Origin of the sequence: Flavobacterium stagni, from assembly GCF_004122105.1 — a bacterium.
In the GTDB taxonomy this organism is placed as follows: Bacteria; Bacteroidota; Bacteroidia; order Flavobacteriales; family Flavobacteriaceae; genus Flavobacterium; species Flavobacterium stagni.
The window spans coordinates 32,392-50,386 of sequence record NZ_SBKN01000006.1 but is presented as its reverse complement, the minus strand read 5'-3'; the positions used below and the strand labels follow the sequence as shown (position 1 = coordinate 50,386).

16 protein-coding genes are annotated in these 17,995 nt (G+C 38.4%); 7 read left to right on the top strand and 9 right to left on the bottom strand.

Features of this window, described 5'->3' with window-relative positions:
• Positions 1 to 23: 23 nt before the first annotated feature.
• Positions 24 to 1,418, top strand: coding sequence for a sugar transferase (locus EQG61_RS10195; protein WP_129461819.1), 1,395 nt, complete (start codon positions 24 to 26; stop codon positions 1,416 to 1,418).
• Here EQG61_RS10195 and EQG61_RS10190 read toward each other — a convergent pair.
• Positions 1,398 to 2,510 carry a lipoprotein N-acyltransferase Lnb domain-containing protein gene (locus EQG61_RS10190; protein WP_129461818.1) on the bottom strand — a complete coding sequence of 371 codons (1,113 nt, stop codon included), beginning with the start codon at positions 2,508 to 2,510 and terminating at the stop codon, positions 1,398 to 1,400. The genes EQG61_RS10195 and EQG61_RS10190 overlap by 21 nt on opposite strands.
• A 1-nt stretch (position 2,511) precedes the next feature.
• The gene (locus EQG61_RS10185; RefSeq protein ID WP_449404207.1) at positions 2,512 to 3,579 is read right to left on the bottom strand and encodes a putative type IX sorting system protein PorV2; all 1,068 of its coding nucleotides are present in this window, start codon (positions 3,577 to 3,579) and stop codon (positions 2,512 to 2,514) included.
• A gap of 127 nt (positions 3,580 to 3,706) precedes the next feature.
• Here EQG61_RS10185 and EQG61_RS10180 point away from each other — a divergent pair, with 127 nt between their 5' ends.
• Together EQG61_RS10180 and EQG61_RS10175 are read left to right on the top strand one after the other, a co-directional pair.
• Positions 3,707 to 4,426, top strand: coding sequence for a CDP-alcohol phosphatidyltransferase family protein (locus tag EQG61_RS10180; RefSeq protein ID WP_129461817.1), 720 nt, complete (start codon positions 3,707 to 3,709; stop codon positions 4,424 to 4,426).
• Between the two features lie 13 nt (positions 4,427 to 4,439).
• Positions 4,440 to 5,264 (top strand): glycoside hydrolase family 25 protein, encoded by an 825-nt coding sequence (locus EQG61_RS10175; protein WP_129461816.1) that lies wholly within the window; start codon positions 4,440 to 4,442, stop codon positions 5,262 to 5,264.
• Here the strand turns inward: EQG61_RS10175 and EQG61_RS10170 are convergent, their stop codons facing one another.
• The 5 genes from EQG61_RS10170 to EQG61_RS10150 form a co-directional block, all read right to left on the bottom strand.
• Entirely contained in the window at positions 5,265 to 5,483 is a 219-nt protein-coding gene (locus tag EQG61_RS10170) for a DUF5808 domain-containing protein (protein ID WP_129461815.1), read from the bottom strand.
• 151 nt (positions 5,484 to 5,634) lie between these two features.
• Complete coding sequence (gene lptB / locus EQG61_RS10165; protein WP_129461814.1) at positions 5,635 to 6,375, bottom strand: LPS export ABC transporter ATP-binding protein; 741 nt, start codon at positions 6,373 to 6,375, stop codon at positions 5,635 to 5,637.
• 70 nt (positions 6,376 to 6,445) lie between these two features.
• Complete coding sequence (locus tag EQG61_RS10160; RefSeq protein ID WP_129461813.1) at positions 6,446 to 6,796, bottom strand: carboxymuconolactone decarboxylase family protein; 351 nt, start codon at positions 6,794 to 6,796, stop codon at positions 6,446 to 6,448.
• Positions 6,793 to 7,599 carry a twin-arginine translocase subunit TatC gene (tatC, locus tag EQG61_RS10155; protein WP_129461812.1) on the bottom strand — a complete coding sequence of 269 codons (807 nt, stop codon included), beginning with the start codon at positions 7,597 to 7,599 and terminating at the stop codon, positions 6,793 to 6,795. Before tatC ends, EQG61_RS10160 begins: the two co-directional genes overlap by 4 nt.
• The gene (locus tag EQG61_RS10150) at positions 7,599 to 8,564 is read right to left on the bottom strand and encodes a KpsF/GutQ family sugar-phosphate isomerase (protein ID WP_129461811.1); all 966 of its coding nucleotides are present in this window, start codon (positions 8,562 to 8,564) and stop codon (positions 7,599 to 7,601) included. Before EQG61_RS10150 ends, tatC begins: the two co-directional genes overlap by 1 nt.
• An 86-nt stretch (positions 8,565 to 8,650) precedes the next feature.
• Here EQG61_RS10150 and recQ point away from each other — a divergent pair, with 86 nt between their 5' ends.
• Complete coding sequence (gene recQ / locus EQG61_RS10145; RefSeq protein WP_129461810.1) at positions 8,651 to 10,846, top strand: DNA helicase RecQ; 2,196 nt, start codon at positions 8,651 to 8,653, stop codon at positions 10,844 to 10,846.
• 297 nt (positions 10,847 to 11,143) lie between these two features.
• Here the strand turns inward: recQ and EQG61_RS10140 are convergent, their stop codons facing one another.
• The gene (locus EQG61_RS10140) at positions 11,144 to 11,380 is read right to left on the bottom strand and encodes a hypothetical protein (RefSeq protein WP_129461809.1); all 237 of its coding nucleotides are present in this window, start codon (positions 11,378 to 11,380) and stop codon (positions 11,144 to 11,146) included.
• Between the two features lie 63 nt (positions 11,381 to 11,443).
• Between EQG61_RS10140 and EQG61_RS10135 the strand changes: the two genes are divergently transcribed.
• The 3 genes from EQG61_RS10135 to EQG61_RS10125 all read left to right on the top strand — a co-directional run bounded on the left by EQG61_RS10135 (position 11,444) and on the right by EQG61_RS10125 (position 15,931).
• Complete coding sequence (locus tag EQG61_RS10135; RefSeq protein ID WP_129461808.1) at positions 11,444 to 12,964, top strand: T9SS type A sorting domain-containing protein; 1,521 nt, start codon at positions 11,444 to 11,446, stop codon at positions 12,962 to 12,964.
• A 309-nt stretch (positions 12,965 to 13,273) separates the two neighbouring features.
• Entirely contained in the window at positions 13,274 to 14,788 is a 1,515-nt protein-coding gene (locus tag EQG61_RS10130) for a T9SS type A sorting domain-containing protein (RefSeq protein WP_129461807.1), read from the top strand.
• 84 nt (positions 14,789 to 14,872) lie between these two features.
• Positions 14,873 to 15,931 carry a DUF2891 domain-containing protein gene (locus EQG61_RS10125; protein ID WP_129461806.1) on the top strand — a complete coding sequence of 353 codons (1,059 nt, stop codon included), beginning with the start codon at positions 14,873 to 14,875 and terminating at the stop codon, positions 15,929 to 15,931.
• On the opposite strand, the gene EQG61_RS10120 is transcribed toward EQG61_RS10125, so the two are convergent.
• Positions 15,928 to 17,979 carry a choice-of-anchor L domain-containing protein gene (locus EQG61_RS10120; RefSeq protein ID WP_129461805.1) on the bottom strand — a complete coding sequence of 684 codons (2,052 nt, stop codon included), beginning with the start codon at positions 17,977 to 17,979 and terminating at the stop codon, positions 15,928 to 15,930. The two genes, EQG61_RS10125 and EQG61_RS10120, sit on opposite strands and share 4 nt — an antisense overlap.
• Positions 17,980 to 17,995: the final 16 nt, after the last annotated feature.

The window sequence follows — 17,995 nt, the reverse complement described above, 5'->3', positions numbered from 1 at the left end:
ATTGCATCGGATTTGATAGGACGATGAACAGTAACAAGAAAATACATTTTGAGGTTTCAGAACGCAAGATTTTATTGCGCCTTTTTGATGTATTGTTAGTGCTGCTGGCACTGTACAGTGTGAGTTCTATTTTTGATTTTAAATACTTTACCTTATCTGAGGACAATCTTTATTGGGTAGTCGTATTAGGTATTTATATCAATATTTTCGGATCAGTTTTTGAAATGTATAATCTACAAGTCGCGAGTAATCAATTTCAAATTACTAAAAGTATTGTACTGACCACATTTACAACGGTTTTGGTGTATTTATTAACCCCAATCTATACTCCTGAATTACCCTCCAATCGAATCCAAATCATTATTTTCTTTCTGACTTTATTTTTCACTTTAGTGGTTTGGCGCTTCTTTTATGTTTCTTTTTTGGCCTCCCATCGTTTTATCAAAAAAGCCATATTAGTTTGTGATCAAGATCAATTAACAGAATTGGTGTCGGGAATTGAAAATGCGGATCCTCACTATAAATTTATCGCCTTTGTTAATTCAGATGGCACAGCGAATGTCAGTCAAAAGTCAAGTCCTATTCGTTCCATTCCCATTGATGAATTGGAAAAATTTGTCCGCCGTAATCCCATTTCAGAATTGGTAATTGCCTCTCAAAAAACTGACGGTATCACAGTAAATCTGTACAACCAACTCATCCATATGTTGGAAAACGGAATTACCATTCGGGAGTATACCCAAGTGTATGAAGAAAGTACGAAACGGATTCCTGTTCAATACGTTTCCCGTGATTTTTACCGTTATTTTCCTTTCAGTCGAAGCAATCAAAATCATTTGTATCTTTTGTTTTCAAGATTGTTTGATGTTTTGTTTTCGGTGTTCGGACTCATGTTGGGATTCGTTTTTTTTCCCATCATCTTGCTTGGAAATCTGATAGGTAACCGCGGGCCGCTATTTTATACCCAAGATCGTGTAGGAAAGAATGGAGAAGTTTTCCGCATCTATAAATTTCGAACCATGGTAAAAAATGCGGAAGCCAATGGTGCCGTTTTTACCACAGCAAATGATACACGAATTACCCTGTTTGGGAAGTTCATGCGCAAAACTCGTTTGGACGAATTTCCACAGTTTATTAATATTCTAAAGGGGGATATGGCCATTATTGGTCCACGTCCAGAACGCCCTGTTTTTGTCCAACAAATTGCCGAAAACATGCCGTTTTATGAAACCCGTCATGTGGTAAAACCCGGATTAACCGGTTGGGCTCAAGTGAATTATACCTACGGCGATTCTATCGATGATAGTTTGGTGAAATTGCAATACGACTTGTATTACATCAAACACCGTAGTATTTTTATGGATATCAATATCGTCATCAAAACGGCGAGTACCGTTTTATTCTACAGAGGACAATAATTGATTGCGTTCGTTGCGAATCATAAAGCGCAACATAAACAAGTGTGTGCCAATGAATGGCAGCATCAGCAATAAATGGGGCTTGTTAAACATAAAAGCGCCATAAAGCAATAAAGAAACCAATCCGGCAATTATCAGTTTACTACGTAAAGCTCCTTTTTTAATAAAAGGTAAAAGAAGAAATAACGGATTAAACAATAACGCATTGTAGTTCCACAATACTTCTTCATGTTGGGAATACAAGCCTACAATACACAAAAAAGTACCTAACAATCCACTCACGATCCAATAGGCATTGTACACATAGCTTTTCCGTGATAAAGCAATCAACAATAACACCACTACTACCAACCAAATACTATTGAAAAATGAACTGACCATAGGTAATGGTTGCCCTTTTACCCATGTTTTTTGGGCCGCCACTAAGGATTTTCCCTGCCATTGGGTTTGGTTCAAACTGTGGAGCAATTCAATGGGTAAAAACATCTTCTCCGCTTTGGCATCGGTTTTTGCTCCAAAAATGATGTTGATGCCCAATTTGAAATAAAAATGATTGTCAAAATACGGATACAACAATTGGCGGTAGGAAATCGAAGTGTCGTCTACCTTTTTTAAGAGCGGTTTCCCTAGGATGGCATTGATTTTTTCATAGACCATCGTTGTGCAATTTCGGTCAATGAATTTATAAGTATAATACCGATCTTCAGAGTACAATGAGGCGTTCAATGTTTCAAACAGTTCTTGCACTTTGGGTTGGGGGAGTGCCAATGTTTGTTCGATAACTTCCCGTTCCGTCATTTGGTATTCCATTAAAAAATCGGGGAACGAACATGCGGCCACGAAATATTGCAAATCCCCTTTGACAAACTTGGCGTAAAAATTGGGCGTACTAAAATCAAACATGCCATAGTTGTACACAATGTCTAATTGATTGATAGTATCTTGTACTCGAATCGCCGTATGACCGAAAGTAGTATACAATTCGTCCCCACGACCACACGTTAAAATACTCACTTTGGCCTGTTCCGAAAGCGGTGTCATTTGTGACCAACAAAGAATAGGGAAAAGGAGGAAGAGTAGTTTTTTTACCATATTATCGGAAGATACTAAAGTCAACTTTTACAGAAAATATATTGGAATACAACGCCGCACTTTGGTCGCCTAAATCGGTCAACGCATAATCCACCTGGATGCCTTTGTATTTGAAACCAATACCAATGTTGGGTTGAAAACCAATTTTTTTACTGCCGTCAATTTGGGTAACATTTTGGAAATTGCCTAAACCTGCACGAACAAAAATCAAGTCGGTATAATTATATTCCGCGCCAAGCGCCGGATCAATACTCACTATGTCTGTCGCCAACAAATCATTCGTTTTGGTAAACTGCATATTCAAATTACCCGAAACGCGCAAGTAGGTTTCGTTATGCAAATCAAATTCTCGAGAAACGCCAAACTGGGCTTTGGGAGCTGTGATTTCCGTACTTTCAGGTAAATCTTGATTCTGACCCGCAACTGCTCCTTTGATTTTGTTGTATTCTTCTTCGTTAATCGCCCAAACATTATACGTAGTGGTAATGTCCCGTACCATCAACCCGAAATTCCAATTATCGCGATCCCATTGCAAACCGGCGTCAAATCCAAAACCCCAAGAATTGGCAAAATTACCAATGATTCTTCGAATGACTTTGGCATTTACACCGTATTGAAATCCGGGGATTTTTAACTTACGACCGTATGAAAGAGTCAGTGCATAATCTGCCGTTGAAAATTTACTGATGCGGTTGTAATCAATATTGCCTTCGCTATCAATTAATTGGGTTGTATTAAGAATGTCGTCTACCCCAAATCGCATCATCGAGATTCCCCAAGCACTTTCCGTATCAATCGGTTGGGCATAGGCCGCAAAGTCATATTGAGCAATGTTGGCAAAATAATTCGCGTGCATAAACGACGCTTGTCCGTCTTCTAAATGCACTAATCCTGCCGGATTCCAATACACCGAATTGACATCTTGGGTTTGTGCGACCATCGCATTGGCCATACCAAAAGCAGCCGCATCGACACCAATGTTCATGAATTCATTGGAATACTTGCGCACCGATTGCGCCGAAAGAAATGCTGTCGGCAACAAAAGTAGGAATAGCAATACTTTTTTCAAGGTCAATTTTTTTTCAAAAATAGCAATTTAGGAGGGTAATCCAAGCACAAGGCTGTCGAAAACTCTGTTTCTAAACGTGTTTGTACATTCACTTATTGTACTACCTTTGTGTTTTAAATTTAATTTCATGTCGGTGAAAAAGCATATTCCGAATTTACTCACACTGTTAAACCTTTTCTGCGGTTGTATTGCCATCGTTTTGGTGTCTGATTTCAATTTTGAATATGCCTTTTATTTTGTATGCCTCGGTATCTTTTTCGACTTTTTCGACGGATTTTTCGCTCGGAAATTTGGCGTAGCTGGTCCGTTGGGTGTGCAACTCGATTCCCTCGCTGATATGGTCACTAGCGGTGTCGCACCCGGTTATACCATGGTGTATTTGTTGAGCGGAATGACCTTTCACATGCCGTTAGCCGATTACTTACCGTATCTCGGTTTTATCATCACACTTGGCGCTTGTTATCGCTTGGCCAATTTCAATATCGATACCCGTCAAAGCGATTCGTTTATCGGATTACCAACACCAGCCAATACCTTGTTTATCATGAGTTTGCCTTTAGTGTTGCAGTACCAAGGTGATACATTTTGGGGCGATTTGTTGGTCAATAAATATGTGTTGTTGTCCATTACGGTGCTGAGTGCTTTCGTAATGAATGCTGAAATTCCGTTGTTTTCCCTAAAAATCAAAAATTTTAGCGTAGCCAAATACAAACTCCAAATCGGATTTGTGTTCTTTTCAGTAGCCTTAATTGTCTTGTTAAAAGTCGTTGCCGTACCCTTGATCATCGTGTCTTACGTGTTACTTTCAGTATTGAATACTATTTTTTCAAAAAAAGAGTTAGCTTAAAAACACCTCTTGCATGGCGACCCGAGCCCGTAAAAAAGTTTCCCCAAAACGCAAAACAGCTACCCGATTTTCATGGGGAAAACTCTTGTTGATTGGCGTAATCAGTCTCGTGATTTTAGCGACTGCCGTGCATTATAAAAATGCCATTCTTTACTATTTTAGTTTCAAATCCCGCCACACACTCAAAGAAGATAAAGTCGCGCAAGCTCGTATTTACCAGATTTTTCAAAACCACCCCAACTTATCCGCGGGCATCGATGTGTCCGAATACCAAGGGGAAATCGATTGGGAAGCGGTGGATTCGATTGAAAGCCGACCCATTCGTTTTGTGTTTGTTCGCGCAACCTGTGGCAACGACCGCGAGGATAACCGATTTGATGCCAACTGGAAAGGAGCCAAAAAGTTTATTCGCGGTGCCTATCATTATTACCGCCCCGATGAAAATTCGCTGGAACAAGCAAAACGCTTTATTAAAACGGTGCACTTAAAAGCTGGGGATTTGCCTCCTGTTTTGGATATTGAACAACTTCCCTCCAACCAATCCATGACGCGATTGAAAGTTGGATTGCAAAAATGGCTCGATGCCGTGGAAAAGCATTACGGGGTCAAACCCATACTGTATTCGGGTCAAAAATATTACGAAGATTTTTTAAAAGAAGAATTTTCGGCCTACACTTTTTGGGTCGCGAATTACAATTTCTTTGCCGAAGAAATGCAATCGGATTGGCTGTTTTGGCAGTTTTCAGAAAAAGGATTGGTCAACGGAATCCCAGAAAAAGTCGATGTCAATCTCTACAACGGAACACCGAAAATGTTGGGGTATCTCACCAAAAATTAATTAAATCAAAGCGATTAGTCCGAGCACAATTCCTACAATCACCACAAAAGCAATCACCGATTTCGGATTGGCAAAATTAAATGTCCACCCCATCCATTCTATCGGTTTCGGCGGGAATAGGCGTGGATCCTCAGGGTTGTAGTAAAATAAGCCACCGCATTTCCAGTTGTTGGGGTCTTCTTTCCAACGTTTTAAAGTGGCGTCATCCCATTTTTTCATATAAAAATATTTTGGGCGTGCCCCCGTTAGTAATTCTCTATATTTTTTTTAATGTATAAACGGGGTCAGGCTTTCCGCAGTACGCACCTCCCTAACGTCCGGTGGGTACTTGCTGCAATCCTTCACGCAAAACTGCTATATTCGAGAGAATTTAAAATTCCAATTTCTTTTTACGAAGTTCGAAGTTTTGTCCCAGGTACACTTTTCGAACCATTTCATCAGCCGCCAATTCCTCGGGAATACCTGCTTTCAAAATCCCGCCTTCAAACATCAAATAGGTTTTGTCGGTAATCGCCAAGGTTTCTTGTACGTTATGGTCGGTGATTAAAATCCCAATATTTTTATTGCGCAATTGCGCTACAATGCGCTGAATGTCTTCCACGGCAACCGGGTCAACACCGGCAAAAGGTTCGTCCAACAAAATAAATTTCGGATCGGTTGCCAGTGCACGTGCAATCTCCGTACGTCGGCGTTCTCCTCCCGAAAGCAAGTCGCCTCGGTTGGTGCGGATGTGCTGCAAACTGAATTCGTCCAACAAGCTCTCCATTTTGGCTTCCTGTTGTTCTTTGGTTAAATTGGTCAATTGAAGTACACTCATGATGTTATCTTCCACACTTAACTTACGAAAAACAGACGCTTCTTGTGCCAAATACCCAATTCCGTGTTGGGCGCGTTTGTACATGGGATAATCCGTGATGTTCAAATCATCCAAATAGATATTCCCCGAATTGGGTTTGACCAATCCCACAATCATGTAGAACGAGGTAGTTTTTCCGGCGCCATTCGGACCCAGTAAGCCCACAATTTCTCCTTGGTTCACTTCCACAGAAATGCCCTTTACAACGGTTCTTTTTTTATAGGTTTTGATTAAATGATCGGCACGTAATTTCATGGTACGTTCAGTTTGAGAGGCAAAATACTACATTTTTTCAATGCATAACTGCCAATACGCTGTTAAATGATTATTTTCCCGTTTCTTCAAGCGCTTCCCAAAACTCGTAAGCTCTTCGCAAATGCGGAATGACAATGGTTCCGCCCACTAAAGTAGCAATACCCATGGCTTCCATCATTTCTTCCCGCGTGATACCTTCTTTGTATGAAGTTTCCAAATGGTATTTGATGCAATCGTCACAACGCAAAACCGCTGAAGCAACAAGTCCCAAAAGTTCTTTGGTTTTCACATCCAAAGCACCCGCACTGTAGGCGTTGGTGTCTAAATTAAAGATTCGTTTAATGACCAAATTGTTATCGGCCAATAATTTTTCGTTCATGCGTGAACGGTAATCGTTGAATTCTTCGACTAAATTACTCATGCTTTTTTCCTTTTTTCAACCAAAGCCGCAATGATTACACTGGCTTCAAATACTAATAACATTGGGATAGCTACAGTCACTTGACTCACCACATCGGGTGGCGTGACAATAGCCGCTATAATTAATACGATAACAATCGCATACTTTCGGTATTTCCGCAAGAATCCAGCAGTAACAATTCCTAATTTGGTTAGGAAATAGATAATGACAGGCAATTCAAAAAACAATCCGCTCACAATCACGGAGGTCTTAATCATACTGATGTAGGATTCCAAATTGAACTCGTTTTTGACCACATCACTAATTGAAAAGGTGGCTAAAAAGTTAAGAGTCATTGGAACAATCACAAAATAACCAAATAAGACACCAATGAAGAAAAGTAGTGAAGAAACGAAAATGAAAACTTTTACGTTTTTGCGTTCTTTTTCATACAAAGCAGGTGCAATAAAATTCCAAAACTGCAGTAAAATATAGGGGAAAGCCAAGATAAAACCGGCCGTAATACAGATCCATATAAAAACATTGACCTGCCCTTCCATGACTGTATTTTGAATCACAAAATTGAGTTCGGTGATACAAATACTTTCTGCAAATCCCACATAATGCGAGGCTTCACAAAATAATCGGTAGGTGATAAAGTTGGGGTCTGTAGGTCCGAAGATTAATGTGTCAAATACAAAATCTTCAAAGAAGTACACTACTATGGCCATGATAATAACGGCCAAGGTACTCCGCACCAAAACCCAACGCAACTCCTCCAAATGTTCCATGAAGGACATGTCTTTTTTTGCTTTTGATGCCATTATACGACTCCTTCTTTTAAAATGTCATGCAAATGGATTACGCCTTTGTATTCGCCTTCATCCACAACAATCAATTGGGTAATGGCGTAATTTTCCATTGTATTTAAGGCATCCACAACCAAAGTGTCAGATTGAATATGTTTAGGGTTGACCGACATGATGTCTTGTGCTGTCAATCCGGTGATTGTTTCTGTTTTATTCAACATTCTTCGAATATCCCCGTCGGTGATAATGCCTACAACTTTTTGATTTTCAACCACAGTTGTTACGCCAAGACGTCCTTCCGAGATGGAAACAATGACGTTTTTGATGCTGGTGTCGGGTCGAACTTCAGGTCGGCGACTCGCCTCAAGTAGGTCGTTGACTTTCAATAATAATTTTTTACCCAAAGCACCACCGGGATGGTACATAGCAAAATCTTCGGCAGAAAAATTCCGCATTTCAATCAAACAAACAGCCAAAGCATCTCCCATCGCCAATTGTGCTGTCGTACTATTGGTTGGCGCCAAATTATTCGGATCGGATTCAGCGGCCACCCACGTATTGAGAATGTAATGCGACTCTTTTCCTAAATACGATTCGGGATTACCCGTCATGCCAATTAATGTATTGCCATTGCGTTTTAATAGTGGAGCCAAAACTTTGATTTCTGGACTGTTGCCACTTTTAGAAATGCAAATGATGGGATCGCCCGGTTGCACCATGCCTAAATCGCCATGAATCGCTTCCGAAGCATGTAAAAATAAAGCGGGTGTACCGGTTGAATTTAAAGTGGCTACTATTTTTTGTGCAATTATGGCACTTTTCCCAATTCCAGTCACCACCAATCGTCCGTTGGATTGGTAGATGAGTTCGGCTATCGTGGCAAAGGTATCGTCAATAAAATCAGTCAGTTTCGCGATGGATGCACTTTCAGATAAAAGTGTCCGTTTTGCGCTAGTAAGGATGGCTTCTTTCGTTATCAAAATGAAATGTTATAAAATTTGTACGTACAGAAGTTTGTTGTATATTTATGGTTGCAAATTTAGATAAAAATACCCTTAACTAAAGAATGAATTCAAACGAAATTGATATCCACGAAGCGTTAAAGAAGTATTTCGGTTTCTCGCAGTTTAAAGGATTGCAGGAGAAAGTGATACGCAGTGTGATCGATAAACAGAATACATTTGTGATTATGCCCACCGGTGGCGGGAAGTCCTTATGCTACCAATTACCGGCCTTGATTCAAGAAGGGACGGCTATAGTTGTTTCTCCATTAATTGCTTTGATGAAGAACCAAGTAGATGCTATTCGCAGTTTATCTTCGGCTGAAGGTGTGGCTCACGTCTTAAATTCTTCGTTGAATAAAACGGAAATCAATCAGGTTAAAAAAGATATTACTACTGGTGTCACCAAATTATTGTATGTGGCTCCAGAATCCCTGACCAAAGAGGAATATGTGGAGTTTTTACAATCCGTTCCTATTTCTTTTGTGGCCATCGATGAAGCCCACTGTATTTCGGAGTGGGGTCATGATTTCCGACCTGAATACCGAAACTTACGATCGATTATTAAACAATTAGGAAATATTCCAGTCATTGGTTTGACTGCTACTGCAACTCCCAAAGTACAGGAAGATATATTGAAAAACTTGGACATGACGGATGCGTTGGTGTACAAAGCTTCATTTAATCGTCCGAATTTGTTTTATGAAGTTCGAACCAAAACGAAAAACGTTGAGGCCGACATTATTCGATTCATCAAACAAAACAAAGGAAAATCGGGAATTGTCTATTGTTTGAGTCGCAAAAAAGTAGAAGAAATCGCCCAAGTCTTACAGGTGAATGGCATTAGTGCAGTTCCCTATCATGCAGGTTTGGATGCTAAAACCCGTGCCAAACACCAAGATATGTTCTTGATGGAAGACGTTGAGGTTGTGGTGGCTACTATCGCTTTCGGAATGGGTATTGACAAGCCCGATGTGCGCTTTGTCATTCACCATGATATTCCGAAATCCTTAGAAAGTTATTACCAAGAAACCGGTCGTGCCGGTCGTGATGGAGGCGAAGGACATTGTATTGCCTACTATTCCTATAAAGATGTAGAAAAGTTAGAAAAATTCATGGCGGGTAAACCCGTAGCCGAACAAGAAATTGGCTATGCGTTGCTCCAAGAAGTAGTGGCGTATGCCGAAACTTCGATGTCACGCCGTAAATTTTTACTCCATTATTTCGGGGAAGAGTTTGATTCGGAAACCGGGGAAGGTGCCGACATGGATGATAATGTTCGCAATCCGAAATCGAAAGTCGAAGCCAAAGATCAAGTTAAACAACTGTTGGAAGTGGTGCGCGACACCAAACATTTATACAAATCCAAAGAAATTGTATTTACCTTAATTGGTCGTGTCAATGCTACCATAAAGGCACATCGAACCGATACTCAGCCGTTTTTTGGATGTGGTAGTGATTTTGATGAACGCTATTGGATGGCGTTAATTCGCCAAGTGTTGGTCGATGGTTTATTAAACAAAGACATCGAAACCTATGGCATTTTAAAAGTATCCGATGCCGGTCATGCTTACATTGAAAAGCCAACGTCATTCCTCATGTCAGAAGATCATGAGTACAGTGAAGCCGAAGACGATACTATCGTTGCTGCGGCCAAATCCACGGGAACTGCTGATGAAGCATTGATGGGCATGTTGAAAGAATTGCGAAAAAAAGTAGCCAAAAAATTGGGCGTACCGCCATTTGTGGTGTTCCAAGATCCTTCTTTGGAAGATATGGCGTTAAAATATCCGATTACGATTGACGAACTCACCAATATTCACGGGGTAGGGGAAGGAAAAGCCAAAAAATACGGGAAAGAATTTGTGGAATTGATTGCCCGTTATGTAGAAGATAATGACATCATTCGTCCCGATGATTTGGTAGTAAAATCAACGGGAGCCAATTCTTCCAATAAATTATATATCATTCAGAATATCGACCGTAAACTTTCCTTAGACGATATTGCTTCGGCCAAGGGAATGAATATGGATGCTTTATTGAAAGAAATGGAACAAATCGTGTACTCGGGGACCAAATTAAATATTGGCTATTGGATTGACGAAATTCTAGACGAAGACCAGCAAGAAGAAATTCACGAGTATTTTATGGATTCAGAAACCGATCGTATCGAAGATGCCTTGCGCGAATTTGATGGCGATTACGATATTGAAGAGCTTCGGTTGATGCGCATCAAGTTCATCAGCGAAGTGGCCAATTAGGCACAAACTACGCACATGGTTTGGAACCGCAATTCAAGCAATTGAGTTGCGGTTTTTTTAATTTTTAATTTAAAATTCACAATTCAAAATAATTTTTGGGCGTGCCCCTACGGGTCGGGCCATTTGTTACAAGTCCTCGCTTCGGTACCCTACGCTGTGGGCTTTCCACGACTGTCCCTCACGCGAATTGTGCTCGGTTCAACCCTAAATTAAAACCTGCTAATCGGCGAAAAAAAACCTGCCAAACGACAGGTTCTACGTATAATTCATAATTTAAAATTCATAATTCATAATTTTTCATTCATACACTTCACCCCGATGCGGTTTCAAAGCATCTCGCACCGCTATCATCTGGGCTTCTTCCACTACCATAAATGCGATGGCGTGCATTTCATTTAGGATGTTAAATCCAGTAATGTTCAAAGGGAGTTTTTCAATAACGATGTATTCTTTCAAATGAATTTCGTGATGTTCCGCAGTTTTTGCAGCAGCGGGACCACGAAAATCCCAGATGAGTTTTATTTTTCGATTCATTAAACAGCTAATTATCAGAGTTTATGATTTTTTTTTGTATGTTTGGTTAAACAAACTAAAATTATGAAGCAAAATTACATTTTAATTGCATTGTTTATGTTGTTAGGCGTAAATAATGGAAATGCACAAGGGAATTACGCAGTGAATACCATTCCTTATGTGCCGTATCAAGGTTCGATGACCAACTTGAATACCAGTGATGATATGTGTTCAGGTCTTATTACATTGCCCTTTTCATTTGATTATTATGGAGCAACCTATAACCAAGTGGTTATAAGCACTAATGGATATGTAGATTTGAGAAGTTCAAGTGCCAACATGTATTCACCATTTTCTTTTTCTACAACTATCCCGAATACCGCTTTTCCAGTTAAAAATTCCATATTAGGAGCGTATCAGGATTTGTACAATACCACAGGAGGTTTCATCGGATATACCGTTTATGGAACAGCTCCTTATCGAAAATTTATAGTGTATTATTATCAAAATGCACTATTTGCTTGTTCTTCTATGCGCAGTACTTTTCAGATTGTGTTGCATGAAACGTCCAATATTATTGATGTTATCTTAATCGATAAACAAGCTTGTGCCAATGCTAATGCAGGTCGTACCGTGACGGGTTTGATTGATATTTCTGGAGCCAACGGAATCTCACCTGCGGGAAGAAATACCGGTTTTTGGTCCGCATATCATGAAGCCTGGCGCTTTAGTCGTCCTGGTTATTATGCCAATTATAGTTATGTTTTGTGTGACCCCAACAATGATGGAATTGGCGATTTCAATGTCGCTGTCATTCAAAATGATTTATTTCCCTCCAATCCATCTTCAGTAAATCTATATCCCACTATGGCAGATGCAGGAGCACAGACAAATGCAATTACAGGACCGTTTTATACTTCTTTATCCCAAAACCAAGTAATTTATGCGGTTTATAATGGACAAATAAAAGCTGTTACACTTCAAGCTATTGATTGTACAATTGATGCGGATAGTGATTCAGTGCCCACAGATTTAGAAGATTTAAATGCTGATACTAATTTGGCCAATGACGATACCGATGCCGATGGTATTCCAAATTACAGTGACAATGACGATGATGGAGATATGATTTTAACCAATTTAGAATATGTGTTCCCCAAAACCAATTCGGCTACAACTTCAGTAAATGTGGCGTTAGATACGGATAATGATGGAACACCCAATTATTTGGATAATGATGATGATGGGGATGGTGTTCTAACTTATTTAGAAGACTACAATGGGAATGGAAATCCCGCTGATGATGATACCAATGCCAACGGAACTCCTGATTATATGGAAAGTGCTGTAGCGTTGGGTCTAAATCAAAATGAAAATGCAGATTTTGCAATTTTTCCCAATCCTGTAAATGATCAATTATTTATTCAAAATCCCAATCAACTCGACATCCAATCCATTTTGATTTATAATACAAATGGGGTATTGGTTAAACAAGTTAATACAGCTATAGAATCTGTGCCTGTAAATGATTTGGCTGCTGGATTGTATTTAGTTCATGTGAAAACAACAACGGGAACTTCAACGATAAAATTTATCAAACGATAAATCTATAAATCAATTTTCTTAGGAAAGGTCGGATAGTCTCCGGCCTTTTTAATTAATACGTTGTACTCCTTACACAAGTTAAAATTTATAAAAAGACTTTTATTTTTAATTCATAGCAGTAAATAAGATTTAAGTAAAATTTGTTTCAAGGAACAAGCCACATTATTGTGTAAACAGTCTATTGTAAGTTCTCAAAATAAACTTTTTTAAGGATAGTAAATACATGACTTGTTGCTTTAGAGCCTAGCATCCAATATTTTAGTTTTAATTGAGTATTTTTTTTTACATTTGAATTTTAATTTAATCTATATGCGACAAAACTCCACTTTATTAATCCTATTTGTTTGTTTTTTTAATTTTTTTTCAGTTGCACAAGTAACACATACGGTATATTCGATACCTTTTCAGAATTACCCAGTACAGTCAACTCCAATTGCTATATATGATGATCGCTATTCTCAAGAAATTAATTTACCATTCACATTTCAATTTTATGGGATTAATTACAATTCATTAGTAATAGGAACAAACGGTGTACTTAGTTTTAATACTGCATTAGCAAATACATTAAATCCATATTCTTTTACTACTCCAATTCCAAATATAAATTTTCCAATTAAAAATGCAATTTTAGGCGCGTATCACGATTTATATTTGTATGGTATTACAACTCCTTACCCCATTACATACGGAATTGTAGGCAATGCTCCTCATAGAAAATTTGTTGTTAATTTCTATCAAAATTACTTATATGGATGTGCTACAACCTTGACGAGTTCGTTTCAAATGATTCTTCATGAATCAACAAATTTTATTGATGTCATGTTTGTTAATGTTCAGCCTTGTCCAAGTTGGAATTACTCAAGAATACTATCGGGTTTAATTAATGCAGATGGGACTTTAGGGGTTGCACCAATATCACGAAATTTGGGGTCATGGTCTGCAACAAATGAAGGTCACCGTTATTCTAGAGCAATAACGGAATCATACATGTATATGGCGTGTGATAATGATATTGATGGGGTCTCAACATTTTCGCTAGATCTTATTAGGAATGAAATTAATCCAACATCACCGAGTTCTGTACTTTTTTACCCATCAACAAGTGATTTGAACAACGAAACTAATGAAATATTGAGTTCATCGTACACTTCTCTATATGACAACCAAATTATTCTTGCCGTAAATAACGGAGAAATAATAAATGTTTTTTTAGTTGAGGTTGGTTGTACACTTGATGATGATCAAGATTCTATACCAAATTATCTGGAGGATATCAATAATGACGGAAACTTATTTAATGATGATACAGATATGGATGGTTTTGCAAATTTTATTGACAACGATGATGACAACGATTTGGTTTTAACTGTAGTTGAATATGTTAATATTCGTTCTTCACAAAGCACAATCATAGATACGGATAACGATGGAATTCCAAACTATCTAGATAATGATGATGATAATGATGGCGTATTAACAAAATTCGAAGACTACAATGGGAATGGAAATCCTGCAGATGATGATACCAATGCTAATGGAAGTCCAGATTATTTGGAAAATGCTGTAGCACTCGGTATAGCTCAAAATGAAAATGCTGAGTTTTCAATATACCCCAATCCTGTAAATGATCAATTGTTTATTCAAAATCCAAATCAACTTGATATTCAATCCCTTTTGATTTACAATGCAAATGGTGCATTAGTAAAAGAGGTCAAGACATCTTTTACTTCAATTTCTATAAATGATTTGGCCGCAGGATTATATCTAGTTCAAGTGAAAACAATAACTGGAACTTCAAATGTGAAATTTGTCAAACGATAATTTAAATAGTAATTACAATAGAAAAGGTCGGAAGTCTCCGGCCTTTTTTATGGAATACAGTATCTTTACGTTAAATTCTGATCGATGAAAAAAGCAATTTTATTCTTTGCGCTATTCAATTTAGTTAACCTTAAAGCACAGGAATTAACACTGGATCGCGCTAACGGTTTGGCGCGTTTGCCCTTGAAATGTCTCCAACAAGAGTATCCCAATAAATTGAGTCAAATGTTAATAGATGCTTCTGAATTAGGCTCGCCCAAACAATTACATCCTGCCTTTTATGGCTGTTTTGATTGGCATTCTTCCGTTCATGGGCATTGGAGTTTAGTGTACTTGCTCAATCATTTTTCCCAAATAGAAAACCGAAGTCAAATTTTAGAAAAACTACAAGTCAATCTTAGTAAAGCCAACATTGAAACCGAAATAGCTTATTTGTCCAAAAAACATGAGAAGTCGTATGAGCGGACTTACGGTTGGGCATGGGAATTAAAATTACAAATGGAATTGGAACAAAGTAAGGACCCTGTTTTATTGGAATTGGCCAAAAATCTAAAACCCTTAACCCAATTGTTATGTGAACGCTATATCGAATTTTTGCCCAAATTAAACTATGCCTTACGGGTAGGAACCCACACGAATACGGCTTTCGGAATGGCATTGGCTTGGGATTATGCGGTGTATTCAAAAAATGAAGTGTTGCAAAAAAGTCTTCATGATAATGCCTTGCGGTTATTTGCAAATGATCAAAATTGTCCCTTTGCGTGGGAACCCAGTGGAACCGATTTCCTTTCGCCGTGTATGGAAGAAATTGGCTTGATGCAACGTGTTTTAGAACCCAAAACTTTTTTGAAATGGTTGAAGGCTTTCGCTCCCGATTTATTTCGTAAAAATTATACCTGGGCACCCGGCGAAGTGAGTGACCGCACCGACGGTCATTTGGTTCATTTGGATGGTTTAAACTTTAGTCGGGCTTGGAATTTATACCGTTTAGCTCATGCTTTCCCCAAAGAACTTGGTCATTTGAAAGTAGTAGCCCAAAGTCATCTAAATTATTCATTACCCGCCATAATCGATGGCAATTATGAGGGGGAACATTGGTTGGCATCCTTTGCATTATTGGCTTTTGATGCTGCAAAACATTAATTCTTGATCACTTTCACAGTTTTTGAACCCGAATCAGTAACCAGAGTTATCAAGTAAATTCCACTTTGAAAATTTGAAAAGTCAAGTTCAAAAGAATTTGAACTAGGATTGATTTGTAACAACTTTTGCCCCAATAAACTATGCACTTGAAGGGAATGGATGTGTTCAGAATTGGTTATTTGAAGTATATCCTGTACGGGATTTGGAGCTATTTGAAAACCATTCGAATTCCATTGTTGCTGTCCTAAACTCGAATCATACGCTGCAATTGAAAAACTACCCATGCTTTCACTTTTTCCAAAGGCGCGAACAAAAATCGTTTGCCCAGGAGTTAAATCAGTCAAAACGAGTTTTGAAAATAAATTGCCAGTAGTTAGCCTATTGGTGTTCGGATTATTATCATTGTTACATCCTAAAGAAACGGGTGAAGTACACGATGAAAACGCTTCCAAAACAGTATCTGTTAAGCCACCATTCCCTTGGGTTTCAATCGTGACATTTCCTGAGTTTGGTACTTGCAATGAATACCAAACATCCCGAGCCGTAAAGTTTCCATCACAAAAACTTTGAGGAAAGAACGGTTCGTTTGTTGCCCCACTATTGGTGGCAGTTACAGGGAAATCATTGAATACACCTCCAACAGTTAAATTGATTGCACCTATACAAGGGTCATTTGATGGTCCTGTTGTCGGATTTAATATAAATGATTTGATTTGATTACAATTTGTGTTATCTATAAGAGCATAAATCAATTGATTATTTACACCTGCATATTGTGTAGGGTTGTTTATTAATCCATTGTAATTGATTCCATTACTTCCACCTTCATAAAAAGTTACATTATAATCATTCGGGTTTGATACTAAATTTAAAAGTTCAGGTATGTTTGAAGTTAAGTCAAAAATTCCTGTGACACTTGTGAGATTTAATGGTTCACTTATAGGTCCAAAAGGCGTGTCTGTAATTGTTAAGGTATTTGAGGAAATCGTGCAGCCATTTGCTCCGCTAAGCACTAAGCTATAAATGCCAGCTTCTGTTGCTGCGAGTGTTGTACTTGTGATGGCCGGTAATGCAGCACCATTCTGGTACCAGGTATACGTTACATTGGGAATCGTTACTGTACCTGTTTGTAAAGTGACAACTTCATTTGGGCATCTTTGATACGTAGAAATTGAATTTTGATTATTTACGATAAGATTGCCGATTCCTGAAGAAAAAGATCCTGCTTTAAGAAATACAGCCGAATCATAAGAATTATCGTTACGGTCTGCAATAACCAGTTTTATATGATACGTATGGGTTGGATCTACGCTAGAAGCTGCAGTGAGAGCTGTGGTTTGTCCGTTAAAATTGATAGGAGAAGTGGATTGAAATGTTTGTGAATAGTAATTGGCAAAGTATTGAGGATTCACCGAGTTACAAGAGCTATTGTATTGTGAATCACGGACGGTAACCACAGAAATTGGGGTAGAGGTGTTGGGTACAAGTGCTAAATTAACAGGAGGTGTACCCGCTGTGATATCCTTCAAAAAGAAAGCAAAGGCATCGGAAAAAGTACATTGAAATGTGCCATATTCCTCCGAAACAAATAGAAAGTCAAAAGCAAATTGACTTGAATAGGGTTGAAAATCAAATTCAATTACACTTGCGTTATTAAAATTTAATAAACCAGGATCAATTCCTAATCCATTAATGTAATTATATAAATCGGAATCGCCTGTCCAAAGTGAACTGCCATTGGATAAAGTAGAATTGTTGGGTCCTGCTGCAAAAACAGCATTGCCGGTAGATAAAATGACTCCCGAAGAAAATGGAAAGTTCGGATTTGTATTGGTGAAATAACCGATACCATTAACATCATTATAGTTCGAACCCGTTCGCCAACTCACATTAGTGATATTCCCATTGGCACAATTCGTTGTCGAATTACCAAATAATACATTGTTGACTAGTTGTGGTACGGTATATTGATTTGTGCTCACGGTAATACTTTGTGAGGTTGCAAAAAGACAAGTGAATAAGTAAGCGATTGTAATTATTTTTTTCATGGCTGTTGAAAATTAT